Origin of the sequence: Asanoa ishikariensis (assembly GCF_900107455.1) — a bacterium.
Classification (GTDB): Bacteria; Actinomycetota; Actinomycetes; order Mycobacteriales; family Micromonosporaceae; genus Asanoa; species Asanoa ishikariensis.
In genome coordinates, this window is the sequence record NZ_FNQB01000002.1 from 1,311,618 (window position 1) to 1,334,642 (window position 23,025).

At 70.2% G+C, this 23,025-nt stretch carries 28 protein-coding genes; 16 read left to right on the plus strand and 12 right to left on the minus strand.

From position 1 onward, the window contains the following. Positions 1-15: 15 nt before the first annotated feature. The gene (gene hemQ, locus BLV39_RS20455; RefSeq protein ID WP_090794903.1) at positions 16-717 is read left to right on the plus strand and encodes a hydrogen peroxide-dependent heme synthase; all 702 of its coding nucleotides are present in this window, start codon (positions 16-18) and stop codon (positions 715-717) included. Here hemQ and BLV39_RS20460 read toward each other — a convergent pair. From BLV39_RS20460 to BLV39_RS20470, 3 genes are read right to left on the minus strand one after another with little or no spacing between them, the layout of a single operon-like run. Next, positions 714-1,175 carry a group II truncated hemoglobin gene (locus tag BLV39_RS20460; RefSeq protein ID WP_090794906.1) on the minus strand — a complete coding sequence of 154 codons (462 nt, stop codon included), beginning with the start codon at positions 1,173-1,175 and terminating at the stop codon, positions 714-716. The genes hemQ and BLV39_RS20460 overlap by 4 nt on opposite strands. 10 nt (positions 1,176-1,185) lie before the next feature. After that, entirely contained in the window at positions 1,186-1,629 is a 444-nt protein-coding gene (locus BLV39_RS20465) for a GNAT family N-acetyltransferase (protein ID WP_090797602.1), read from the minus strand. A 15-nt stretch (positions 1,630-1,644) separates the two neighbouring features. Continuing rightward, positions 1,645-1,905 (minus strand): Prokaryotic metallothionein, encoded by a 261-nt coding sequence (locus tag BLV39_RS20470; protein ID WP_090794911.1) that lies wholly within the window; start codon positions 1,903-1,905, stop codon positions 1,645-1,647. Between the two features lie 186 nt (positions 1,906-2,091). Here BLV39_RS20470 and BLV39_RS20475 point away from each other — a divergent pair, with 186 nt between their 5' ends. Beyond that, a complete protein-coding gene (locus tag BLV39_RS20475; protein ID WP_090794915.1) occupies positions 2,092-2,400 on the plus strand; it encodes an isoamylase early set domain-containing protein in 309 nt (102 codons plus the stop codon). 21 nt (positions 2,401-2,421) lie between these two features. Further along, positions 2,422-3,330 carry an aminoglycoside phosphotransferase family protein gene (locus BLV39_RS20480; protein WP_090794918.1) on the plus strand — a complete coding sequence of 303 codons (909 nt, stop codon included), beginning with the start codon at positions 2,422-2,424 and terminating at the stop codon, positions 3,328-3,330. Here BLV39_RS20480 and msrB read toward each other — a convergent pair. Continuing rightward, a complete protein-coding gene (gene msrB / locus BLV39_RS20485; protein ID WP_090794922.1) occupies positions 3,317-3,748 on the minus strand; it encodes a peptide-methionine (R)-S-oxide reductase MsrB in 432 nt (143 codons plus the stop codon). The two genes, BLV39_RS20480 and msrB, sit on opposite strands and share 14 nt — an antisense overlap. Positions 3,749-3,816: 68 nt before the next feature. On the opposite strand from msrB, the gene BLV39_RS20490 reads away from it, so the two are divergent. Both BLV39_RS20490 and BLV39_RS20495 read left to right on the plus strand, forming a co-directional pair. Then, positions 3,817-4,356 (plus strand): hypothetical protein, encoded by a 540-nt coding sequence (locus BLV39_RS20490; RefSeq protein WP_143049822.1) that lies wholly within the window; start codon positions 3,817-3,819, stop codon positions 4,354-4,356. A 110-nt stretch (positions 4,357-4,466) separates the two neighbouring features. Continuing rightward, entirely contained in the window at positions 4,467-5,177 is a 711-nt protein-coding gene (locus BLV39_RS20495) for a chaplin family protein (RefSeq protein ID WP_090794930.1), read from the plus strand. Positions 5,178-5,258: 81 nt separating this feature from the next. Here BLV39_RS20495 and BLV39_RS20500 read toward each other — a convergent pair whose 3' ends face one another. Beyond that, complete coding sequence (locus tag BLV39_RS20500) at positions 5,259-6,062, minus strand: hypothetical protein (RefSeq protein ID WP_090794933.1); 804 nt, start codon at positions 6,060-6,062, stop codon at positions 5,259-5,261. Positions 6,063-6,258: 196 nt separating this feature from the next. Here BLV39_RS20500 and BLV39_RS20505 point away from each other — a divergent pair, with 196 nt between their 5' ends. Genes BLV39_RS20505 through BLV39_RS20525 form a run of 5 tightly spaced genes read left to right on the plus strand, consistent with a single transcriptional unit; the run spans position 6,259 to position 11,453 of the window. Then, positions 6,259-6,729 (plus strand): GNAT family N-acetyltransferase, encoded by a 471-nt coding sequence (locus BLV39_RS20505; RefSeq protein WP_090794937.1) that lies wholly within the window; start codon positions 6,259-6,261, stop codon positions 6,727-6,729. A 9-nt stretch (positions 6,730-6,738) separates the two neighbouring features. Beyond that, entirely contained in the window at positions 6,739-8,250 is a 1,512-nt protein-coding gene (locus BLV39_RS20510; RefSeq protein ID WP_090794940.1) for a deoxyguanosinetriphosphate triphosphohydrolase family protein, read from the plus strand. 16 nt (positions 8,251-8,266) lie between these two features. Beyond that, positions 8,267-8,767 (plus strand): DUF456 domain-containing protein, encoded by a 501-nt coding sequence (locus tag BLV39_RS20515; protein WP_090794943.1) that lies wholly within the window; start codon positions 8,267-8,269, stop codon positions 8,765-8,767. Between the two features lie 20 nt (positions 8,768-8,787). Further along, positions 8,788-9,906, plus strand: coding sequence for an ATP-dependent DNA ligase (locus BLV39_RS20520; protein WP_090794946.1), 1,119 nt, complete (start codon positions 8,788-8,790; stop codon positions 9,904-9,906). A gap of 2 nt (positions 9,907-9,908) precedes the next feature. After that, entirely contained in the window at positions 9,909-11,453 is a 1,545-nt protein-coding gene (locus BLV39_RS20525; RefSeq protein ID WP_090794949.1) for an alpha/beta hydrolase, read from the plus strand. On the opposite strand, the gene BLV39_RS20530 is transcribed toward BLV39_RS20525, so the two are convergent. Continuing rightward, entirely contained in the window at positions 11,407-11,856 is a 450-nt protein-coding gene (locus BLV39_RS20530; protein WP_090794952.1) for a potassium channel family protein, read from the minus strand. The genes BLV39_RS20525 and BLV39_RS20530 overlap by 47 nt on opposite strands. Before the next feature lie 46 nt (positions 11,857-11,902). Here BLV39_RS20530 and BLV39_RS20535 point away from each other — a divergent pair, with 46 nt between their 5' ends. Next, positions 11,903-12,361, plus strand: a complete 459-nt coding sequence (locus BLV39_RS20535; protein ID WP_090794954.1) for a GNAT family N-acetyltransferase — start codon at positions 11,903-11,905, stop codon at positions 12,359-12,361. Here the strand turns inward: BLV39_RS20535 and ligD are convergent. Further along, positions 12,358-13,392 carry a non-homologous end-joining DNA ligase gene (gene ligD, locus BLV39_RS20540; protein WP_090794957.1) on the minus strand — a complete coding sequence of 345 codons (1,035 nt, stop codon included), beginning with the start codon at positions 13,390-13,392 and terminating at the stop codon, positions 12,358-12,360. The genes BLV39_RS20535 and ligD overlap by 4 nt on opposite strands. A gap of 143 nt (positions 13,393-13,535) precedes the next feature. Here ligD and BLV39_RS20545 point away from each other — a divergent pair, with 143 nt between their 5' ends. Together BLV39_RS20545 and BLV39_RS20550 are read left to right on the plus strand one after the other, a co-directional pair. Next, positions 13,536-14,168, plus strand: coding sequence for a fasciclin domain-containing protein (locus BLV39_RS20545; protein ID WP_090794960.1), 633 nt, complete (start codon positions 13,536-13,538; stop codon positions 14,166-14,168). A gap of 3 nt (positions 14,169-14,171) precedes the next feature. Next, entirely contained in the window at positions 14,172-15,680 is a 1,509-nt protein-coding gene (locus tag BLV39_RS20550) for a molybdopterin-dependent oxidoreductase (protein ID WP_090794964.1), read from the plus strand. Here the strand turns inward: BLV39_RS20550 and BLV39_RS20555 are convergent. Next, on the minus strand, positions 15,570-16,874 hold the full coding sequence (locus BLV39_RS20555) for an AI-2E family transporter (RefSeq protein WP_239083814.1): 1,305 nt from the start codon (positions 16,872-16,874) through the stop codon (positions 15,570-15,572). The genes BLV39_RS20550 and BLV39_RS20555 overlap by 111 nt on opposite strands. 272 nt (positions 16,875-17,146) lie before the next feature. Between BLV39_RS20555 and BLV39_RS20560 the strand changes: the two genes are divergently transcribed. Then, a complete protein-coding gene (locus tag BLV39_RS20560; protein ID WP_244895844.1) occupies positions 17,147-18,403 on the plus strand; it encodes a GAF domain-containing protein in 1,257 nt (418 codons plus the stop codon). Here the strand turns inward: BLV39_RS20560 and BLV39_RS20565 are convergent. Continuing rightward, positions 18,388-18,828 (minus strand): ATP-binding protein, encoded by a 441-nt coding sequence (locus tag BLV39_RS20565; protein WP_143049823.1) that lies wholly within the window; start codon positions 18,826-18,828, stop codon positions 18,388-18,390. The genes BLV39_RS20560 and BLV39_RS20565 overlap by 16 nt on opposite strands. Before the next feature lie 46 nt (positions 18,829-18,874). After that, positions 18,875-20,170 carry a PP2C family protein-serine/threonine phosphatase gene (locus BLV39_RS20570; RefSeq protein ID WP_090794975.1) on the minus strand — a complete coding sequence of 432 codons (1,296 nt, stop codon included), beginning with the start codon at positions 20,168-20,170 and terminating at the stop codon, positions 18,875-18,877. Positions 20,171-20,247: 77 nt separating this feature from the next. Between BLV39_RS20570 and BLV39_RS43075 the strand changes: the two genes are divergently transcribed. Next, entirely contained in the window at positions 20,248-20,409 is a 162-nt protein-coding gene (locus BLV39_RS43075; RefSeq protein ID WP_176984996.1) for a hypothetical protein, read from the plus strand. A 96-nt stretch (positions 20,410-20,505) separates the two neighbouring features. Here BLV39_RS43075 and BLV39_RS20580 read toward each other — a convergent pair whose 3' ends face one another. Next, positions 20,506-21,543, minus strand: a complete 1,038-nt coding sequence (locus BLV39_RS20580) for an aldo/keto reductase (protein WP_090794983.1) — start codon at positions 21,541-21,543, stop codon at positions 20,506-20,508. Positions 21,544-21,690: 147 nt separating this feature from the next. Between BLV39_RS20580 and BLV39_RS20585 the strand changes: the two genes are divergently transcribed. Beyond that, on the plus strand, positions 21,691-22,563 hold the full coding sequence (locus BLV39_RS20585; RefSeq protein WP_090797604.1) for a helix-turn-helix transcriptional regulator: 873 nt from the start codon (positions 21,691-21,693) through the stop codon (positions 22,561-22,563). Here the strand turns inward: BLV39_RS20585 and BLV39_RS20590 are convergent. After that, positions 22,522-22,995 (minus strand): MarR family winged helix-turn-helix transcriptional regulator, encoded by a 474-nt coding sequence (locus tag BLV39_RS20590; RefSeq protein WP_090794988.1) that lies wholly within the window; start codon positions 22,993-22,995, stop codon positions 22,522-22,524. The two genes, BLV39_RS20585 and BLV39_RS20590, sit on opposite strands and share 42 nt — an antisense overlap. Between the last annotated feature and the right edge of the window lie 30 nt (positions 22,996-23,025).

Sequence of the window (23,025 nt, forward strand, 5' to 3'; positions counted from 1 at the left end):
GAGAGGATGGTTCGCATGACGGAGCAGACCAACGCCGCCCGGATCCGGGAGCTCAACGACACCATCCGCTACACGATGTGGTCGGTGTTCCGGGCCGCCGAGCCGTTGCCGGAGTCGCGCAGCGGGCTGGCCGCCGAGGTCGACACCCTCTTCGCCGACCTGGCGAGCAAGGACGTCACGGTCCGCGGCAGCTACGACGTCTCCGGGCTGCGCGCCGACGCCGACCTGATGATCTGGTGGCACGCGGCGTCCAGCGACGCGCTCCAGGAGGCGTACGCCCAGTTCCGCCGGACCGCGCTCGGCCGGCACCTGGCCCCCGTCTGGTCGCAGATGGCGCTGCACCGGCCGGCCGAGTTCAACAAGAGCCACCTGCCGGCGTTCCTGTCCGGTGAAGAGGCCCGGGCGTACATCTGCGTCTACCCGTTCGTCCGCTCCTACGAGTGGTACCTGCTGCCCGACGAGGACCGTCGGGACATGCTGGCCGAGCACGGCCGGCAGGCGCGCGGCTTCCCGGACGTGCGGGCCAACACGGTGGCCTCGTTCGCGCTCGGCGACTACGAGTGGATGCTGGCGTTCGAGGCCGACGAGCTGCACCGGATCGTCGACCTGATGCGCGAGCTGCGCGCGTCGAGGGCCCGGCGGCACGTGCGCGAGGAGGTCCCGTTCTACACGGGGCGCCGGCGCTCGGTGGCCGAGCTCGTCGAAGCCCTGCCCTAAGACTGGTAGGGCGGCGCCACGCCCCAGCCCCAGTGCGGCACCGGCGCGTGCTCGACCGGGGTCGCGCCCGGCTGGGAGTTCTCCATCGCGATCCGGGTGCCCCACTCCAGGTAGCCGACCAGCGCCGCCCGGAACTCAGGATCGGGCGGCAGTTCGGCGTCGTCGGCGGCGAGGCTCATCAGCGACGCGAACCGGAAGCGGTGCTCGGGCGTGATCCCGAGGTTCTTGTGGTGGGCGAGCATGTTCTCGTAGCCACCGAGCTCGCCGGTGTAGTCCGACGGCCCGCCGAACACCTCGGACCACCAGGTCGTCACGTGCTCGCGATGCGGCACGGTGACACCGCCGGGGAAGAACGGGCTGAGCAGCTCGTCCTGCTCCACCCGGTCGTAGAACGCGTTGATCATTCGAGCGATCGCCGGCCGGCCGCCGGCCCACTCGTACAGCGTCGGGGTCGTCATGATCCCTAAGCTAACCCCGCGCCATGGGCACGTGCGGGATGCCGTCCTCCAGGAAGCCGGGTCCGCTGACCGTGTAGCCGTAGCGGCCGTAGAAGCCGGCCAGGTGGGACTGCGCGTCGAGGACCGACGGCCGGGCGCCGACGAGCTCCAGCGCCGTGTCCATGAGCCGGCCGGCCACGCCGGAGCCGCGGGCCTCCTTGGCGACCACCACGCGGCCGACCCGCATGCCGCCGTCCGGCTCGCCGAGCACCCGCAGGTAGGCGACCGGGACGCCGTACCGAGCGACCCAGACGTGCCGGGTCGCCGGTTCGAGGTCCCGGCCGTCGATGTCGAGGTATGCCGCCTCCTGCTCGACCACGAACACCGTGCAGCGCAGCTCGAGCAGGCGGTACAGGGTGGTCGTGTCGAGGTCGGCGAAGGACGCCACGCGTAGCTCATCGGTGTTCGGCCGCATGGTCACCGAGCATAATCAGCCCGGGTGGGCGCCCACGGTGTCGGTGATCGCCGCACCCTCGGCGCCGGTGGTCGCCCGCGCGCAGTGCGCACAGCAGAAGAACCGGCCGGCCACCTCGACGCCGTGGCCGACGACCTTCACGCCGCAGTGCTCGCAGATCGGGGCGAGCCGCTGGATCGCGCATTCGAACGAGTCGAAGACGTGCCGGTCGCCGCTGATCGTCTTCACTTCGAAGGCCAGCCAGTAATCGTTGCCACAGGTCTCACACACCGCCATGGTGCCCGCCCCCAATCGGTTACCCGCAGCGTGACCCGGAAGTACGCCTGCCGGCAACCGAAACGCCCGATAAGAGCTAGATTCGCGACTGATGAATGTCATGTAACGCGCGGTGTGTCGGTCCGCCCATGTCCGGGTCCGGCAGGGAAGCTCCATGAGGTTGTGTCCTTACCGGGAGGAGCCGACATGATCAAGAAAAGTAAGCTCTTCGGCAGCAAGACCCGCGTGACGTTCTGCCTGCCCAAGGACAACCCGGTCGGGCAGGTCAGCGTCGTGGGCTGCTTCAACGACTGGGAGCCCGGCCGGCACGAGCTCCAGCCGAGGCGCGACGGGACCCGCACGGTGACGCTCACCCTCGGCCCGGGCGAATACACCTTCCGCTATCTCGCCACCGGTGGCGTCTGGCTCGACGACGAGCAGGCCGACGGGGTCGACGGACGCGGCGGGCTGCTGGTTGTCGGCCAGCACGCCCTCGTCGGGCAGCACAGCAAGTAATCAGCGGTCTAGCCTCACCGGGTGACCGCTGAGGACATCGTCGTACCCCCGGCTCTCGTAGCCGCCCAGGTCCGGTTCCGCGGCGACGCGGGCCGGGCCTGGGTGGACGGGGTGGCCCGCACCGCGGCCGAGTTCCTCGATCGCTGGCGGTTGCGGCGCGACGGCGCGCCGCGCAGCGGGGTGGCCGGTCTCGTGCTCCCGGTCGTCACCGAAGACGGCACGCCGGCGATGCTCAAGCTCCAGGACACCGACTGGGACCACCCCGGCGAGGGTCTCGCGCTGCGCACCTGGGCCGGTGACGGCGCGGCCCGCCTGCTCCGCGAGGACCCGCAGACCTGGACGCTGCTGATCGAGCGCCTGGATCCTTCTCGCGACTTGCGGTCCATCGAGGACGACACGGCGGCGGTACGGGTGATCGCCGAGCTGCTCAACCGGCTCAACGCGTACCCGGCGCCGCCGTCGATTCCGCTGCTGGCCGACAAGGCCGCCAAGATGATCGAAGACACCCCGGCGGCGGCAGCGCTGTTGGCGGACCCTTTTGAGGGAAAGCTGATCCAGCGCTGGGCCGACCAGCTCGCCGAGGTGGTCGGCGAGGCCGGTGACCGGCTGCTGCACTGGGATCTGCACTACGAGAACGTGCTGGCCGGCGGCCGGGAGCCGTGGCTGGCGATCGACCCGAAGCCGCTGGCCGGTGACCCGGGCTTCGAGCTCTGCCCGGCACTGTGGAACCGGTGGGACAAGTCAGCGCCGGACCGCACGATCCGGCGCCGGTTCGACGTCATGGTCGAGGCGATGGGCCTGGACCGGCAGCGTGCGGTCGTGTGGACGCTCGGCCGTACGCTGCAGAACTCGATCTGGTCGGTCGAGGACGGCGACCGCGCCCTCGAACCCGAAATGGTGGCGGTGGCCGCCGCTCTTACGCGGGGATGAGCCGCATGCTCACCGAGTTGATGCAGTAGCGGGCGTCCTTGGCCGTGTAGCCCTCGCCGTCGAAGCGGTGGCCGAGGTGCGAGTCGCAGTGCGCGCAGCGCACCTCGACGCGGAGCATGCCCAGCGACCGGTCCTCGATGTACCGGATCGAGCCGGGGATCGCCTCGTCGAACGACGGCCAGCCGCAGTGCGAGTCGAACTTGGTGCCGCTGGTGAACAGCGCCGCGTTGCAGGCCCGACAGACGTAGGTGCCCGGTGTCTTGGTGTCGACGTACTCGCCGGTGAACGGCCGCTCGGTGCCGGCCTGACGCAGCACCCGGAACTCTTCGGGGTTGAGCCGGACCTGCCACTCGGCGTCGGTCTTAGGCAGCTCGTTGGTGGGGATTTCGGCCACGGGGGAGGGCTTCTCGGGTGCCATGCATCAACCGTACGACCCCCTTAGCGGAAGAGCCGATTACCTGGGTGTGACCTCGTCGTTAGCAGTGCATGCGAACACCGGTCAGGGTGGTCAGCGCGGCGCAGGAGCCTTTACCGGGAGACCCGCTGCGCTTCCGGCCGACCTGGCGACAGGCGCTGGGGCGGGGCATGTGGGTGGGCGTCCTGGTGTCCGGCGCGCTGGCGCTGACGGGCCTGGCGGCGGTGCTGGCGCCGGAAGTGGCGCACTGGCTGACCGACGCCGAGTTGTACCGCACCGTGCCGCCACAGCTCTGGTGGCTGCTGGTGCTGCCGGTGCCGGTGAGCGCCGTGCTCGGCCTGCTGCTGCGCGGCCGGGTGGGTGCTGATCTGGACGCGGCGGGCGCCTGGGCGGTGCCGGGCGCGCTCGGTGACTCGGCGCCCTGGCACCGGGTGGTCGAGGTCCGGATGGAGCGGCGGGGCCGGCGAACGGTCGTCGCGCTGCCACTGCTGGACGGTTCGATCGTCCGGCTCCGGGCGCCCTACGACGGGCACCTGCTGGGCCGCGACCCCGACTTCGAGCGCAAGCAGTTCCGTATCCGATTGCTCTGGGAGACCCACCGGTACGGCTGACCCTGGCTGGGTGATCCATACCGGTCGCTTGGGCGTTTTCGGACATAGCGCTCTACGCTCCCACAAATGCTCCTTTCGGCACGAATTCTCCGGACGACAGGAACAGAACGATGACGAACAAACGACGGCGGCGACTGGTCAGTGCCGCGGCCTTGCCGGCCGCCGGCCTCGCTGTGGTGGCCGGAGCGCTCGCCCTGAGTGGCCAGGCAGCCAGCGCGGCGGCGCTCGGCGACGGACCTGTTGGTGACGGCACCGACGCGGCCGCGGCGGCGGCGGACCGGGCGCAGGAGATCACCGACGGGGCGATGGCGGACGTGGTCACCGACGGAGCGCCGGTCGACCTGCCGGACACGACCTCGGCCCCCGACGACGAGGCGGACGAGGCGTCGAAGGGCCCGGCCGACCTGCCCGCGGCGGCGAAGTTCGGCAGCGGCGTCTCGCACATCGCCAGCGGCCACAACGCGGGCATCCTGAACGGCACGCAGGTGGTCGTACCGATCACGATCGACGTGGACGTCTGCGGCAACAGCATCGCCGCTGCCGGGGGTGTCGCGTCTTCCTCGTGCGGTGACGACGACGAGGAAGAGCCGCCGCCTCCGCCGCCGGTGGACGAGGAGCCGCCGACCGCGCAGGAGCCGCCGCCGGCGCCTGTCGAAGAGCCGCCGGTGGCCGAGCCCGAACTGCCGAAGACCGGGCTGCCGGTGGGCTCGATCGCGGGCTTCGGCGGCGTACTCACCGCGGGCGGCGCAGCCATGTCACTCGCGGGCGTCCGCACGAACCGCTACATCGGCCGCCACCGCCGAGGCCCCCGGCCTTCCTGACGGGCGGCTTTGCTCTGCACCCAAATACGCACCACCCCCGTCACGGAGGTGGTGCGTATTTGGGTGCAGAGCAAAGCCGGGCTATGACCCTCGGGCCCATTGGGCCCGCCTGCGAGGCAACAACAGAAGAACCAAAGCAGTTGCCAGGACCGCCACTCCCAGCATGGACAGCGGGCGAATCAAGATATAGGTGTACGCGCTCCAGGTCGCCGGCGGTGAGACCATCGCGGAGTTGATCAGTTGGAGGTAAATGACGTCGCCGCTGCTGAGCACGGTGGCGGGCAGGAGCAGGAGACTTCCGACGCCGGCCAGTGCCGCAGCCGCCGGGCCGGACGCACCCCGTCCCGACAGCCGGCCAGCGCCCGCGAGGACTACCAGTCCGCCGAGAAGAAGCCCGACCAGCCAACCGACCACAGTCAACGGCAGAACGGCCGCCGGCTCGGGGCGGACGAACTCCATGCCCAACTGCGCTTCCGGCGTCAGTTCGGGAAGGACCGCTCCGTCGCTCACCGGCAAGACGAAAAGAGCCAGGTCGGCTCGCGTCGCGGTCAGTTCGCGGCCAGGGGACGTGGGCGTAACTTTCCAGCCCTGCTGCCGCAGATTGGCCTCGACCCCGGTCAGCACCGAGCCGTAGGAACCGTCGGGCGTGTCCATGGTGCACAGAACGTAGCCGCCGTTGTAATTGTCTGAGCCGAGGATCCGAGTGGCCGGCCCCGTGGAGAACTGGTAGCTGAAGACCGGCTCCAGACGGTCGACCTCGGCGACCGACAGGCCTGGCGCAGCAGACATCGCCAGGCTGCGGGCCTCGACGTCAGCCGGCAGTCCGGCCGCCCACCTCCAGCCCAGCCACGCGCCGGCGGCCGCGAACAGAGCCGCGACCGTCAACGCGACCAGACAGCCAGGGCGCGAACCCCAATCCGGCGCCCCACCCGTGCCTCCCGTTGCCGCAGTCGAAGTGCCGCCAACTGTGAGTCAAAGTGGATCACTGCGTCAACACCCCTTTGATGATCGAGTCTCATCTGCCGGGACATGTGGGCGGGCGGCGGCGGGTCGTGTGGCATCGCCCGGTGCACTGCTCTGCATGGTCGAAATCGAGCTCGCTCAACCCGAGGACGCCGGCGAGGTGCTCACGCTCCAGCGGGCCGCGTTCCTCACCGAGGCCCAGCGTTACGACAACCCGCACCTGCCGATGCTCACCGAGACGCTGGACGAGATCACGGCGGTGATCAGCGGGCCGGGCACCCTGCTGGTCGGCCGCACCGCGCGCGGGCGGCTGGTCGCCGTCGGGCGGGGTCGGCTCGACGAGCACGGCACTTGCCACCTCGCCCGCCTCGCGGTGGCACCTGACCTACGCGGACGCGGGCTCGGCTGGCGGATCTTGGTCGCGATCGAGGCCGCGCACCCCAAGGCATTGCGCTTCGAGTTGTTCACGGGCGCCGAGAGCCATGACAACATCCGGTTGTACGAGCGGAACGGCTACAAGATCTTCGACCGGCGGCTGCTGGACCGCGGTCCGGGCCTGGTTTACCTGGCCAAACCGGCCGTGCGCTAGCGTCGGATCATGACAGAGCCGGTCGATCCCCGCGCGCGGCGGCTGTTCGATACCGGGCGCACCGGGCCGGGTGACCTGGCCGCCAGCCCGTTTCGGGCCGACCGCGACCGGATCGTCACCTCGCCCTTCTTCGCCCGGCTGGGCGGCGTCACCCAGGTGATCAGCCCGGGCGGCAGCGGCCTGCTGGTGCACAACCGGCTGACCCACAGCCTCAAGGTCGCCCAGGTCGCGCGGGCCATCGCCGAGCGGCTCACCGCCGACCCCGGCAACCTGGCCCTGCTCGACAAGCTCGGCGGCTGCGACCCGGACGTGGTCGAGGCGGCCGCGCTGGCCCACGACCTCGGCCACCCGCCGTTCGGGCACCTCGGGGAGGCCGTGCTGGACCGGCTGGCCCGCGAGCGGCTCGGGCTGCCCGACGGCTTCGAGGGCAACGCGCAGTCGTACCGCATCGTCACCAGCACCGAGATCCGCGGCGCCGCCACGATCGGGCTCAACCTGACCGCCGCGGTGCGCGCGGCGATCGTCAAGTACCCGTGGACCCGGCTGGGCTATCCGGAGCCGCATCCGCGCCGGATGAGCCCGCCGCCGCGCGGTGCGTCCGCGCCCGACTGGGACTTGGCCAGCGGTTCGGCCAAGTTCGGCGCCTACACGACCGAGGTCGACGACCTGCGCGAGGCGCGCGCCCCGTTCGCCGGCAAGATCCCGGACTGGCAGCAGACCGTCGAGGCGTCCATCATGGACATCGCCGACGACATCGCGTACGCGATCCACGACGTCGAGGACTTCCACCGGGTCGGCGTGCTCCAGCAGGGGACAGTCGCGGCCGAGCTGATCGGCTGGCAGCGCGAGACCAAGCGGCTCGGCGGGCTCACCGACGCCGCGCTGGACGCGGGCAGCCGCCAGGCCGGCGTCGCGATCGAGCGGCTGCGCCGCCGGCTGCACCGCCGGGACCGCTGGATCAGCGACGACGAGGCGTTCGCGGACGCCGTCGAGCAGGTCCGGCACGACCTGGTCGACGGGCTGCTGGCCGACCCGTTCGACGGGTCCGTCGCGGCCGAGCAGTACGTGGCCCGGTTCTCCGCACGCTGGACCCGCCGGCTGGTCGACGCCGTCCGGCTGACCGACAGCCCGGCGGTCCGCTCCGGCCACGTGCTGTTGGACCGGCCGCAGTGGCACGAGGTCCAGGTGCTCAAGCTGATCCACCACCGGTTCGTGCTCGACCGCCCCGACCTGGCGCTGCACCAGCGCGGCCAGGCCCGCCTGCTCGCCACCCTGGTCGAGGCGCTGCTGGCCTGGATCGTCGACCCGGCCGAGGAGGCCCGGCTGCCGCAGCGCCTGCACGACCTGGTCGAGCTCGCCGAGGCGGAGTTGCCGGCGGGAACCCCCGACCGGGCCGCGCGCGCCCGCGGCCGGGCGATCGTCGACTTCGTCGCCGCGCTGACCGACCAGCAGGCGGTGGCGCTCCTCGATGCCTTGTCGGGCCGGTCGGGTCAGCTCTGGACGGACGCGTTCGTTCTCTGACCAGTACAGTGCGCCAATGGATCTGACGCAGACGGACACCAACATCACGATCCTGTGCGGGGTCGCCATGGTGATCGGTGTCTTCGGCGTGGTGATCCCGTTCCTGCCCGGGCTGCTGCTGACCTGGGCCTCCGCCACCGCCTGGGCGATCTTCGTGGGCGAGGGCAACGGCCGCTGGGGCGTACTCGCGCTGGTCACCGTGATCGCGATCCTCGGCATCGTCGTCAAGTACGCCTGGCCGGGGCGCAACCTCAAGCGCAGCGGCATACCCAACAAGACGCTGCTGCTCGGCGGTGTGCTGGCCATCGTCGGCTTCTTCGTGATCCCGGTGATCGGTCTGATCATCGGCTTCGTGGCCGGCATCTGGCTGGCCGAGCTCGCCCGGCTCGGCGACACGAAACAGGCCTGGCCATCGACCAAACACGCGATCAAGGCCGCCGGCCTGGCCATGCTCGTGGAGCTCGGCGCGGCGCTGGCCATCGCGATCATCTGGGTCGCGGCCGTCGTGGTGAGCTGACGTCTGGAAGACTCTGAGGGATGGACCTGCCGATCAACCCGCCGGTCGAGCCGATGCTTGCCAAGAGCGTGCCGCAGATCCCCGAGGCCGACGGCATGAGCTACGAGCCGAAATGGGATGGCTTCCGGTGCATCGTGTTCCGCGACGGTGACGAGGTCGAGCTGGCCAGCCGGGGTGGCAAGACCCTCACCCGCTACTTCCCCGAGGTGGTCGAGCAGGCCAAGGCCCAGCTCCCGGAGCGGTGTGCGGTCGACGGCGAGATCGTGGTCATCCACCGTGAGGAGGGTCAGCAGCCCAAGCTCGAGTGGGACTGGTTGACCCAGCGGATCCACCCGGCCGCGTCCCGGGTCAAGCTGCTGGCCGAGAGCACCCCGGCCGACTTCGTGGCGTTCGACCTGCTCGCGCTCGGCGACGAGTCGCTCGTCGACCAGCCGTACGCGACCCGCCGGGCCAAGCTGGAGAAGGCCCTGGCCAAGGTCAAGTCGCCGGTGCACATCACGCCCACGACGCACGACATCGAGACCGCGCGGCGCTGGTTCGAGATCTTCGAGGGTGCCGGGCTCGACGGGCTGATCGCCAAGCCGGCCGACATCGCCTACGAGCCCAACAAGCGGCTGATGTTCAAGATCAAGCACGCGCGTACGGCCGATGCCGTGGTCGCCGGGTTCCGCTGGCACAAGTCCGGCCCGGTGGTCGGCTCGCTGCTCCTCGGCCTCTACGACGAAGCGGGCACCCTGCACCACATCGGCGTCTCCTCGTCGTTCAGCATGGCCCGCCGGTCGGAGCTGCTCGACGAGCTCGCCGACTACCGCGAGCCCGCCGAGCACCCCTGGATCGACGCGGACAACGACGAGCAGCAGGTGGGCCCGACCTCGGCGACCGGCCAGCGCCGCCCCGGCGGGGTGAGTCGGTGGACCGGCGGCAAGAACCTGGCCTGGGAGCCGCTTCGGCCCGACCTGGTGGTCGAGGTCGGCTACGACGCGATGGAGGGCGACCGGTTCCGGCACACGGCCCAGTTCGTCCGCTGGCGTCCGGACCGCGACCCCCGATCCTGCGGCTACGACCAGCTCGACCGGCCGGTCCGGTTCGATGTCGACGAGGTGCTCGGCGGCGACCCGTCAGCCGGGACGGGAGTCTGAACGTGCGTAAGCGGCTTTTCCTGGTCGGCCTGCTCGCCGGCCTGCTCGTGCTGACCGGCTGCACCGTGCCGGTCATCTCACCGAACGCCGGCAACAACAACGCGGCGCCCTCCCCGGCCGCGCCCGGCCAGGCCGCCTGGCGCCCCTGCCCCGACGTGCCGAACCAGCTCGTCGGCCGGGGTGCGTCGGGGATGACGTACGACTGCGCGACCATCAAGGTTCCGCAGGACTGGTCCGACGCCGGCAACGGACAGACCTTCGACGTCGCGCTGATCCGGGTACGCAACAAGAAGCAGCACGACCGCATCGGCTCGCTGCTGGTCAACCCCGGCGGCCCCGGTGCCTCCGGCGTCAACCTGGCCGTCTACCTCTCGTTCGGCGCGGCCTTCCAGGGCATCCCCGACGAGGTGACCCAGCGCTTCGACATCGTCGGCTTCGACCCGCGCGGGGTCGACCGGTCCAGCCCGGTCGAGTGCATCACCGACGCCCAGCTCGACGAGAGCTTCGGCTACGTGCCTGACCCGGAGACGCAGGCCCAGTTCGACGGGCTGGTCGACCTCAACAAGACCATCGGCCAGGAGTGCGAAGCCAAGTACGGCGACAAGCTCAAGCTCTTCTCCACGGTCCAGACCGCCAAGGACATGGACGCGATCCGCAAGGCCGTCGGCGACGAGAAGACGACCTACCTCGGCTACTCGTACGGCACCCTGCTCGGCGCCACGTACGCCCAGCTCTTCCCGAAGAACGTGCGGGCGCTGGTGCTCGACGGCGCGGTCGACCCGCGGCAGAGCTTCGTGGCCGGCTCGCAGAGCCAGGCCAAGGGCTTCGCGCTGGCGTTCGACAACTTCGCCAAGTGGTGCGACTCGACACCCGACCAGTGCCCGATCGCACCCGACGCCAAGGCGGCGGTCAACACCCAGATCGACAAGGCCGAGGTGTCACCGGTGACCGGCGCCGACGGACGCAAGGCGACGTCCGGCTGGGTCTTCTACGCGGTGATCTCGTCGCTCTACACCCAGTCGGGCTGGCAGGCCCTGGGCAGCGCGATCAAGGCGCTGGAGGACGGCAAGCCGGCGCAGGTGTTCCAGCTCGCCGACGCGTACGCGGAGCGGGCGCCCGACGGCACCTACTCCAACCTGTTCGACGCCAACATCGCCGTCAACTGCGCCGACGCGAAGGCGGTGCCCGACGTCAAGCAGGTCCGCACCCTCCAGGGCCAGTGGCGCTCGCAGATCCCGATGTTCGGTGCGCCGCTCGCCGTGGGCATGCTGACCTGCGCGGTCTGGCCGGGCGGGCACGACCCGTACCCGACCGGTCCGGCCACCGGTTCCGCGCCGATCGTGGTGGTCGGCACGACCGGCGACCCGGCCACGCCGTACGCGCAGGCGCCCGCCCTGGCCAACATGCTCGGCGTCGGCCACCTGCTGACCTGGGAGGGCGAAGGCCACACGGCCTACCCCCAGACGAGCTGCATCACCGACGCGGTCGACCAGTACCTGCTCAATCTGACCGTTCCGCCAGAGGGGAAGCGCTGCCCGGCGAAGTAGCCTGCCGGGCGCTCAGCTCCTCCAGCAGTTGGCGTACGACGCGCAGGTTGTTCTTCAGCTCTTCCTGCTCCTCGTGCCGGAACGCGTCGTTGTCGACGATCAGCCGGCTGGCGAAGTGCGCCGTGATCAGCGGGATCACCAGCAGCACCATGGTCGAGATCAGCACGACGGCGATCGCGCGCGCCTGCCAGGTGTCGGGCGAGATGTCGCCGTAGCCGACGGTGGACGCGGTGACCACCGCCCACCAGAGCGAGTCGCCGACGTTGACCTTCTCGAACACGCTGTATAGCGCCGCGGCAATGACGATCATCAGCGCGTACGACATCATCAGCGTCCGCGGCGAGTTGGCGAAGTAGACCAGCCCGCGGTGGATCACCTTGAACGGCAGCAGCAAGGCCCTCATGGCGCATCATCATGCACCCGCCTGTCGATGTGCGAGGCTGCTCCGCGTGACTGATCTGATCTTCCGGTCCGCTTTGCGGTCCGATGTACCGGCGATTGTCGGCCTTCTGGCAGACGACCCGATCGGCGCGGGCCGCGAAACGGTCACGGAGGAGATCGACGCGGCCTACTGGCAGGCGTTCGACGCCCTGGACGGCGACCCACGCAACACGGTGGTCGTGGCCGTCGTTGGCGGCTCGGTTGTGGGGACGATGCAGCTCATCCTGATCCCGTCGCTCACCCGCCGGGGGGCGTTGCGCATGGAGATCGAGGGTGTACGCGTCGCCGCCGCACACCGGGGTGCCGGCCTGGGCCGACGGATGATCTCGTGGGCAGTCTCGGAGGCGCGCGCGTCGGGTTGTGCGCTGGTGCAGCTCACCACCGACAAGCGCCGGTCGGAGGCGCGCCGCTTCTACGAGTCGCTGGGCTTCTCGGCGACCCACGAGGGCATGAAGCTGGCGCTCTAGCCTTCTGTCCAGTTGGCCGGGTTCTTCTTGCTCGGCTGCACGCGGGGCGGCTCGCCCGGCATCTTGGGGTGATCGGGCGGGTAGGGCATGTCGCCGTGGCCTTCGCGCTCGTCGGCCGCGGACCACTCGAGCAGCGGTGTGATGTCGAACGCGGCGTCGTCGATCCCGGCGTGCGGGTCACCGACCTTGGCGAACCGCTGCGGCAGCGTACGCAGATCGAAGTCGTTGGGCTCGACGTCGGGAAGCTCGTCCCAGGTCAACGGCGTCGAGGCGGTGGCCCGGGCGTTGGCCCGCAGCGAGTAGGCGGCCGCGATGGTGCGGTCGCGGGCCATCTGGTTGAAGTCGACGAACACCCGCTCCCCGCGCTCCTCCTTCCACCAGCTAGTGGTGACGAGATCGGGCCGGCGCCGTTCCAGTGCCCTCGCCAGGGCGATCGTGGCGCGCCGCACCTCGACGAAGGTCCACCTCGGCTGGATCCGGAGGTAGACGTGCACCCCGCGGCCACCGGAGGTCTTGGGCCAGCCGATAGCGCCAATCTCATCGAGCACGGCACGAAGCTCCCCGGCGGCCTCGGCCGCGTTCCCGAAGTCAGTGCCCGGCTGGGGGTCGAGGTCGATCCGCAGCTCGTCGGGGTGGTCGGGATCCTTGGCCCGCACGGGCCAGGCGTGAAAGACGACGGTGTTCATCTGCGCGGCCCAGGCGACGTGGGCCAGGTCGACGGGACAGAGCTCGGTGGCCTTGCGCCCACTCGGGAAGGTGATCTCGGCGCCGTTGAGCCAGTCCGGGGTGCCGCGAGCGGGCAGCCGCTTCTGGTAGAACGCCTCCCCGTCGATCCCGTCGGGGAACCGCTGGAGGGTGGTCGGGCGATGGTCGAGCGCGCGGCTGATCCCGTCGCCGACGGCCAGGTAGTAGTCGAACACGTCCTGCTTGGTATAGCCGGCCTGGGGAAACATCACCCGGTCCGGACTACTGAGCCGCACGGCGTGCCCGGCGACCTCGACCTCGACAGCAGGAGCCTTCTTCGACGGCATGTGGTCGACCCTATGCCCCCGGGGATCTCCTTCCGACAGGTCACGTTCGAGTGATGGGAAGAAAGTTGCCCAACCCGACCAATCCGGGCGGCGGATAGATCCGAATCCCTTCTGCACACACGTTCTCCCCGAAGGGATCCACCATGCGTCTCCCGAAGTTCGTCGCCGTTGCCGCCGTGGCAGCGTTCGCCTTGACCGTCGCCGCCTGCGGTAGTGATGCTGGCGACGCGCAGAACGCGAATCCACCGGCCAGCGCGCCTTCGTCAGCCATGACGTCAAGCCCCGCGATGGTCGCGGGTGAGTTCGGCTCAGGTTGCTCCGCCGTGCCCACCGATCCGATGAACGCCGGCAGTTTCCAGGCGATGGCGCAGGTGCCGGTCGCGACCGCCGCGTCGGGCAACCCGCTGCTGTCCACGCTGGTCACCGCGGTCAAGCAGGCGGGTCTGGTCGACTCGCTCAACAGCGCGGAAGACGTCACGCTCTTCGCACCGACCAACGACGCGTTCGCGAAGATTCCCAAGGCGCAGCTCGACCAGGTGCTGGCCGACAAGGAGAAGCTGACGAAGATTCTGACCTACCACGTCGTGACGGGTGGGCAGCTCACTCCCGAGACGCTGGCCGGCACGCAGATGACCCTCGAAGGGCAGAACCTGATGGTCGCCGGCAGCGGCGCCAACTTCACCGCCAACGGCGACGCGAAGGTCGTCTGCGGCAACGTCAAGACCGCCAACGCCACGGTGTACATCGTGGACACCGTCCTCATGCCCCCGGCCTGACGCGTGCGGCGGCTCCTCTGGCCCGGTTTCGCCGGCCTGGTCTCGGCGGCGCTCGGGGTCTCGACCGGGCAACTGGTCGCCACGGTCATCAACCAACAGTCCGGGCCGTTGTACGCGGTCGGCGCCATGGTTGTCGACGCCACGCCGGCCCGGGTCAAGGAGTTCGCCGTCCGCACGGCCGGCACGTACGACAAACCGTTGCTGCTTTTGGGAATCGGAGGCGCGGTCGCCCTCGTGGCGGCCGTCCTCGGAATCGTCGCCGCCCGCAGGCGATGGGTTGGCCCGACCGGGTTCGCCGCCCTAGGGGGTCTCGGCGTCGTTGCGGCGCTGACTCGCCCCGGCGCATCGGGTCTGGACGTCATCCCGGCGCTGGTCAGCACGATCGTCGCGGGCGCGGTGCTGGTTGGGATGCTGAGGGCAGCGCCCCCAACAGGCAGCGTCGGCCGGACGGGTGTGTTGAACAGGCGGGCCTTCCTCGGTGGGGTCGCCATCGTCGTCACGACCGCTGGTGCTGCCGCCGGCTCGCAGATCCTCGGCGGGGCCGCCGCCCGCACCCGCGACCGCGTGCGCCTGCCCCGCCCAGCGCGACCTGCCCCGGCGCTGCCGGCCGGTCTGGCACCGGGATTCGTCACGCCGAACGCTGATTTCTATCGGGTGGACACCGCGTTGTCGGTGCCGCGGGTCGACGCGGACCGGTGGACGCTGAGCGTGGGGGGCATGGTCGACAAGCCCTTCGCGCTCAGCTTCGACGACCTGCTCCGGCAGCCGATGGTCGAGGAGTACGTCACCCTCAACTGTGTGTCGAACGAGGTCGGCGGGCCCTACGTCGGCACGGCCAAGTGGCTCGGCGTGCCCCTCGCGGCATTGCTGCGCCGAGCGGGCGTCCACGCCGGCGCCGACCAGATCGTCGCCCGATCCGTGGACGGCATGACCATCGGCACGCCGACGGCCACCGTGCTCGACACCGGCACGACGCCCGGCACCCAGCAGGCTCTGCTCTGCGTCGGGATGAACGGCGAACCGCTCCCGCTCGAACACGGCTTCCCGGTCCGGATGCTCACTCCGGGCGTCTACGGCTATGCCGGCTCCGGCAAATGGATCACGCACATCGAGCTGTCAACCTTTGACGCCTTCGACGCCTACTGGGTGCGCCGTGGATACGCCGCACGGGCACCGGTCAAGACCGCGTCCCGCATCGACCGACCCGGCCCGTTCGCCCGCCTCGCCGCCGGGCCGGTGACGGTCGCCGGGGTCGCCTGGGCCCAGGGTCGAGGAATCGCCGCCGTCGAGGTGCAGGTCGACGACGGCGCGTGGGAGCCGGCGACGCTGCTCCCCGAACCGAACCTCGATACGTGGATCCAATGGACCCACCGTTGGCAGGCCCGACCCGGCCAGCACTCGCTACGCGTCCGAGCGGTCGACGGCAGCGGCACCGGGCAGCCCGGCGAACGTGCCAACCCGTTCCCCGACGGAGCCACCGGCTGGCACACCGTCGCCGTCACCGTCGCCTGACCCGTCGTCGGGTGTCGGGTCTCCGGCGGGGTGGTCGAGAAGGTATCGGATGGCCGTGTTGGCCACAGCGAGGATGGGAATGGCGACGAGACCGCCGACGACGCCGGCCACGACGATCCCGGTGGCGATCGCGAGCAGCACGGCGAGCGGGTGCAGGGACACGGCCCGGCCCATGATCATTGGTTGGAGCACGTTGCCTTCGAGCTGCTGCACGGCGATGACGATCGCCAGGACGATCAGGGCCGCCACCGGCCCGTTGGCAACGAGAGCGACGAGCACCGCGACGACACCGGAGACGGTGGCGCCGACCACGGGGATGAACGCGGTGAGGAAGACGAGAGCGGCCAGGGGCAACGCGAGCGGGACGCGCAACACCAGCAGGCCGATCCCGATCCCGACCGCGTCGACGAACGCGACGAAGACCGTTGCCCGGACGTACGACACAAGGCTGTGCCAGGCGTAGTGGCCGGCGCGCGCGGTCCTCCACCGAGCCGAGCGGGGCACCAGGCGGCACACGAAGTGCCAGATCTGGGCGCCGTCGCGCAGAAAGAAGAACAGCGTGAACAGGACCAGGAAGAACCCCGTCAGCAGCTCGCCGACCGTCGTCGCGGTGGTGAGAGCGCCGGAGGCGACCGCGCCCTGGTTCTCCGTAACCTTCTGCTGTAGCGCGGCCACCGCATCGCTGAGCTGGCCTTCCGAGATCGCGAGGGGGCCTCGCGCCAGCCAGTCCTCGATCGTGACGATGCCTTCACGGACCTGGGTGGCCAACTCGTCCAACTGGGAGATGAAGGTCCACACGATGAGCCCCAGCCCGCCGAACACGGCGAGCAGTGCGCTGACGAGCACCAGCGCGGCGGCAACGGACCGGTTCATCCCCCGGGCGCGCAGCGCCGCGGCAGCCGGCTCGAACAACGCGGCCAGCAGCACGGCGATCGCGACGGGGATGACGACGATGCTGAGCATGCCGATGATCTTCAGCAGCAGGTACGCGGCGACGACGACCGCGATCGCTCGCCACGCCCAGGCGGCCGCCGTGCGCACACCGCGCGGAAGACCATCGTCCAGGGTGGGCCGCCGCTGCACGAGGATCGGCTGACTGCCAGCACCGTCGGGCGTGAACGGCGGCGGTGCTGCCAGGCGGGCGGCGATCAGCCGGTTCCGCGCGCGGGCACGTGCCTCGGACGCCCAGCTCACCGGGTCAGCCGCTCGGGAGACGTGCGCTTGGCGGTGGTCAAGGGGAGCTCCTCGCGGGCCGGCGCGGCTCTCGAAGACTCGACGCGCGGGTGCTTCCGATACGTCACGCGACGCATCGCGGTTGCGGATACCCAGGCCTGCGCCGAGGCAAACGGCAGGCATCGGACGGCTGCCCGCGTAGTCTGGCCCCCGTCACTGACGGTTGAGCCATGATCGATCACGAATCCGCAGGTGAGAGGCGGCCCAACATGACGGCGGAATCAGGTCAGCGGTTGACTGACGCGGATCCGGCGGCAGCGGGCCAACCAGCCGAGACGGATCTGCGGGGATTGTTCGGGCAGTCCAGCGCAGCCTTCGCGGCTCTTGCTGGTCCGACGCATGTGGTCGAGACGGCGAACCTGGCGTTCCGCGGCATGCTCGGCGAGCAACGGGACCCCACCGGGGTCGCGTTGGCGGACCTGGTGCCCGAACTGGCGGGTCAGAGCCTGGACCGGGTCTACCGCACGGGCGAGGCCTCCACGGACCGCGACGTCCGGGTCGTGCTGGGCACCGGCCCGTCGGCCCGCGAGGCGTTCTTCGACTTCACCTTCGAGCCGCGCCGAGACGCCGGCGGTGACGTGACCGGCACGCATGTGATCGGCGTGGAGACCACTCAGGTCAAGCACGCCCAACAGCTCATGGCCGAACACCGTGGCCTGCTGGAGCAGATCGCCCGCCAGGCGCCCCTGGCCGAGGTGCTCGACGGGATGGCCCGCTGCATCGAGAGCCTCGCACCGCAGGAGGTGCTCGTCTCCGTCCTGCTCGCCGATCCCGACGGTCGGCACCTGCGCCACGGCGCCGCACCCAGCCTGCCCGACTTCTACAACCAGGCCATCGACGGAATCGCCACCGGCGAAGGCGTCGGCTCCTGTGGCACCGCCGCCCACCGACGGCAACCGGTCATCGTCACCGACATCGCCACCGACCCGTTCTGGGCCGACTTCCGCGACCTGGCCGGCCAGGCCGGACTAGCTGCCTGCTGGTCCACCCCGATCCTCGCGCGCGACGGCGGCCTGCTGGGCACCTTCGCCATGTACCACCGGACGCCACGCGTCGCCCAGGACGTCGACCTCGCCCTCGCCCGGGTCTTCGCCGGCACCGCGGCACTGGCGATCGAACGCCACCACATCGAACAGGCGAAGGCGGCCGCGGAAGCACGCGCCACGGCAGCCCATGACGAGCTCGCCGCCGCGGTGCGGGCGGAGCGGGAACTGCGCGCCGAGGCCGAGCAGCGTGCCGCCGTCGCCGCGGAGCTGACCGCCCAGATGCGCGCCGCGGCGGCCACCCAGGCCGCGAAGCCGCACCCCGAGCGCTGCCAGCTCGGCGGCGCCCGCGGCTGCACCGCACCGGCCGAGCTCAAGGTCGCCGATTCGTGGGGCGACCCGGCATGGGGCTGCTCCGCCCACGTGGAGGAAGCCATCCTCAACGTGCGGTCGGTGTTCATCGCCAGCGAAGAGCTCGGTGGTCTGGCCGCCTACCTCAACCGCTGACCCGCACCGAGGTACGCGTGGACACCGATCGTCGTACCCGCCGGCCCGCTCGTGATGGTCAGTTTGTCGCTCATCCGGCGAGCCATCCACAGGCCCAGACCCCCTGACGAGGATGGCCGTGGCTTGCGGCGGCGCAGCACCGGGGCGACCTCGAAGCCCGGCCCGCGGTCGCTGACCTGGCACACCAGTTCGCTGTTCCGCCACAAGCGCAGGTGTCCGTTTCCACCGCCGTGTCGTACGACATTGGTCATGACCTCGTTGACGGCGACAACGAAGTCGTCGAGTCGGTCGCCGCTCATCCGACACCTGCCGGCGACGTCGAGCACCTTATGACGCACTGCCGCCAGTGAGGTGCCGTCGAACCTGGCGTGCAGCAACAGCGAGTAGCCGTCCATCGACGACTCCCACCCGTTGGCTTGGCTCACGGTGCTCCTCCGGCTAAGTAACCAGTGATAACCGTGCGCCGGCCGTTCAAACCGATCGAGACCGCGATGCGCTGAAATCGGGCGGCACGCGGATGGCGACCATGGCGATGTCGTCGCGGATGGATCCGTCGCTGTACGCGAGGGCCTGGTCACGGACAGACTCGACGAGCTCGGCGGCCGTCGCCGTGGTGGCCCGCCCCAGGATGGCCCGCAGTCCCACGTCGTCGAGCATGGCGCGGCTGCGGTCGCGGGCCTCGGTGATCCCATCGGTGTAGAGCAGCATCGTGTCGCCTGGCCGCAGGACCGTCTCGTCGATCCTGAGCGTGACCCTGGCGAAGCCACCGAGCAACGTGCCGGGCAGCCCGAACTGCTCGACGTCACCGTTGGCCCTGACCAACAGGGCCGGCGGGTGACCGGCGGTGCACAGCCGCACCGCGACGTCATCGCCGCGCGGGCGCACGAGTGCATAGGCGACGGTCGCGAACCCCGTCGTGGACGTCTCCGCGAACCACTGGCGCAGCGCGGCGTTGAGCTCGGTCAACACCACGCCCGGCGAGGTGTGCCGCAACGCGCTGGCGCGCAGGGTGTAGCGGGCCAACGCGGTCGTCCGGGCGGCCCGGGCGCCCTTGCCGCTGACGTCGCCCACGAAGACCGCCCAGCCGCCGGGCGTGTAGACCACGTCGTAGAAGTCGCCGAGGACCTCACCGCCCTCGCCACCGGCCACGTACACCGCTGCGGTGTCCAGACCCGGGATGCCCGGCAGTTCCCGAGGCAGCAGGCTCTCCTGCAACGTCTCGGCGAGCACCCTGGTTTCCAGAGCGAGGCGGGACGCCTCATCGGCCTTGATCCGCAACGCCACCTCACCGCTGGCCGCGTGCGCGAGGACCTCCAACGTCCGAACCTGCTGCGCGGTCCATTCCCGCGGTCGCCCGTCGACGACGCAGAAGGTGCCCAGCACCTCACCGTCGGGCGACCGGACCGGGAAACCGGCCCAGGCGATCACGCCCATCGACGCGATGGACGGATTGTCGCGAGTCATCGGATTCAGCCGCGCGTCGCCGATGATGACGGCGTCGTCCGCTTCGATCACGTACTGGCAGAACGACTCGCCCACCGTGTTCTGCCTGTCGGCGAGCTCCGACGCCGTCGTCCCCACACAGCTCTTCCAGAACGACCGACGGTCGTCGACGACGGTCACAAACCCGAACGGCGCGTCGAGCAGATCACAAGCCAGCCGGGTCAAGCGGTCGAACGGTTCTTCAGCACCGGTGTCGAGCAGTCCGGAGCGCCTGACAGCTTCCAGCCGACGAGGCTGCAGCAAGCGGACCGGAGAAGCATTCACCCACGAATCCTAGGCCTGCCGCCGGGGTGGTCCGGGGACGAGCCGTTTGGAAGGCCTACCACTGGTTCGATCCGGAGTTGGCGCACCCGGAGATGGCCCGGCTGCTGCGGCCCGGCGGCGTGCTGACCGCGATCTGGAACGACCGGGACAAGGCCACGGCGTGGGCTGCGGAGCTGTCCCGGCTCATCGCGACCCACCAGCACGCGTCCGGCCGGTGTGCCGAGCTGGACAAGACGTGAGGCTTCGGTCCGCTCTTCGGCGATGTGACCAAGCAACAGTTCCCGCACGTCGTGCCGCAGAGCCCGTGGGGCATCGCCGACCTTGTCGCCTTCCGGTCAGCTCGGCTGTCCCGGACTCCCGGCGCGGCGGCGGCTGCGCTTGTCACCGAGAGTGGAGGGGAGGAAGAGGATGTCCTTCTGGTTGAGGTTGACGCCCGGCGGAACGATCTCGTCGATCCGGTCCAGCACATCGTCGTCGAGCTCAACGCCGGCGCCGGACAGCAGATTGGCGAGCTGTGCGGGGGTGCGTGGACCGATGAGTACCGAGGTGACCGCCGGGTGGGTGAGCACGAACGCGATCGCCAGATGGGACATCTTCAGCCCCGCCGCCGCCGCGAGGTCGGTGAGCTCCGCGACCGCATCCGCCTTCGCCTGGTTTCCCGGTTCTGCCTGGTCGAACAACCGTGTGGCAGGTCCGGCGTTACGGTGACCCGCCGCCGGGTCGGCCCGGCCGGAGAGCCAGCCGGAGCCGAGTGGGCCGAAGGTCAGCACACCCATGCCGTATCGCTGGGCGGTCGGGAGTGTCGTGGCCTCGATGCCGCGCAGCAGGATGTTGTACGGCGGCTGCTCGGATCGGAACCGGTGGTGGTTACGCCGCTCGGCGACCCATTGCGCTTCGACCATCTGCTCCGGGTGGAACAGCGACGAGCCGATCGCGCGAAGCTTGCCTGCCCGGATCAGATCGGACAGCGCTGAGAGCGTCTCGTCGGGGTCCGTGGCCGGATCCCACCGGTGCATCTGGTAGAGGTCGATGTAGTCGGTGCCGAGACGGCGCAGGCTCGCCTCCACGGCTTGAATGATCCATCTGCGGGATCCGCCGCGTTGGTTGTCGTCCGATCCCATCGGCAGCGCGAACTTGGTGGCCAGGACGACGTCGTCGCGCCGCCCCTTCAGCGCCTTGCCGACGATCTCCTCGCTCTCGCCGCCGGAGTACACGTCCGCGGTGTCGATGAAGTTGATGCCCGCGTCCAGCGCGGTGTGGATCATGCCCACCGACTCGTCGTGATCTGTGTTACCCATCGCGCCGAGCATCATCGTGCCGAGCGCGAGCTCGCTCACCGAAATGCCCGTACCACCGAGGATTCTGTGTTTCATGGTGTGTTCTCCGCTGTTGTGCTGGCCTCGGGCCCAGTCAAACACCGCAGTGAACCGATTCCACGGGATGAGGGAGGCACCACTGGACCCCCTCACGACGGGTTCCGGCAGGTGGACCACCTGCTCGAGCGCAATAGCCTGGAGGCCATGAGCGAGGGCAACACCGAACTTCGGGCCTTCCTGCGTACGCGCCGGGCGCGGTTGGCGCCGGAGGACGCGGGCCTGAACACGCAGCCGGGGAGCCGCCGAGTGCCGGGGTTGCGCCGCGAGGAGGTCGCCCGGCTCGCCGGAGTGAGCACCGACTACTACATCCGGCTGGAGCGTGGCCGAAACCTGAACGTCTCCGAGTCGGTGTTGACGGCATTGGCCCGCGCGCTGCGCCTCGACGAGACCGAGCGCATCCACCTCCTCACGCTGGCAAAGCCGCAGCGGTCCCCGTCGAGCCATCGGTTCATGCCGGGCCAGCGTGTGCGACCGGGTCTATCGCGCACCCTGAACGCGCTCACCGAGGTGCCGGCGCTCGTGATCGGCCGTCGCTGCGACGTGCTGGCCGCCAACGCGCTCGCCCGCGCCCTCTACACCGACTTCGACGCGCTGCCCCGCAGGGAGCGCAACCTCGTCCGGTTCCTGTTCCTGGACACCGCGGCCCGCCAGCTCTACGTCGACTGGCCGGAAGCGGCCCGCAGCGCCGTCGCCGGTTTGCGTCTCTACGCCGGGCGCAATCCGGACGATGCGCAGCTTGCCGAACTGGTCGACGAGTTGTCGGCCCGCGACGGCGACTTCCGCCGCTGGTGGGCCGACCACGACGTGCACCGGCACAGCTACGGCGCCTACCGGCTGCGCCACCCGCTCGTCGGCGAGCTGACGCTCAACTACGAGGCGCTGGCACACACGGCCGATCCCGAGCAGATCCTGGCACTGCATACCGCCGAACCTGGTTCCTCCGCTGAGCAGGCCCTGCGCCGGCTGGCGAGCTGGTCACCGGCCCCGGCTGCGAACGGGCTCAGCACCCACCGTTGACAGCTGGTGGTCGAAGACACGGCCCAGCAGGTTGACCAGTTGGTGGTGCTCGGCGGGCGTCAGCGGAGCGAACAGCTCGCGTTGGGCCTGCTCGAGCACGGCGTCCAGGCGCTCGAATCGGCGCCGACCCGCAGGGGTCAGGGTGATCACGTTGCGCCGTCGGTCGCCTGGGTCGGTGGCTCGCACGACCAGGCCCTGATCGACGAGTTCCGTCACCATCTCGGCCATGTCGCTGCGGTCGATCAGGCAACGCTGGCCGATGGTGATCTGGCTGGCGGGACCGAACTCCACCAGCGCCGCCAGGATCGAGAAGTGGTGGCCGTGCGCGCCCTCGCCGGCAAGCGCGTCGGCGATCCGCCGATGGGCGTACAGCGTGATTCTGCCGATCAGCCAACTGGCCTTTCCGCGCAACCGGGCAGGTGCGGTCTCCATGCGGCGAATACTAGCCAACCCGTTGGCGGC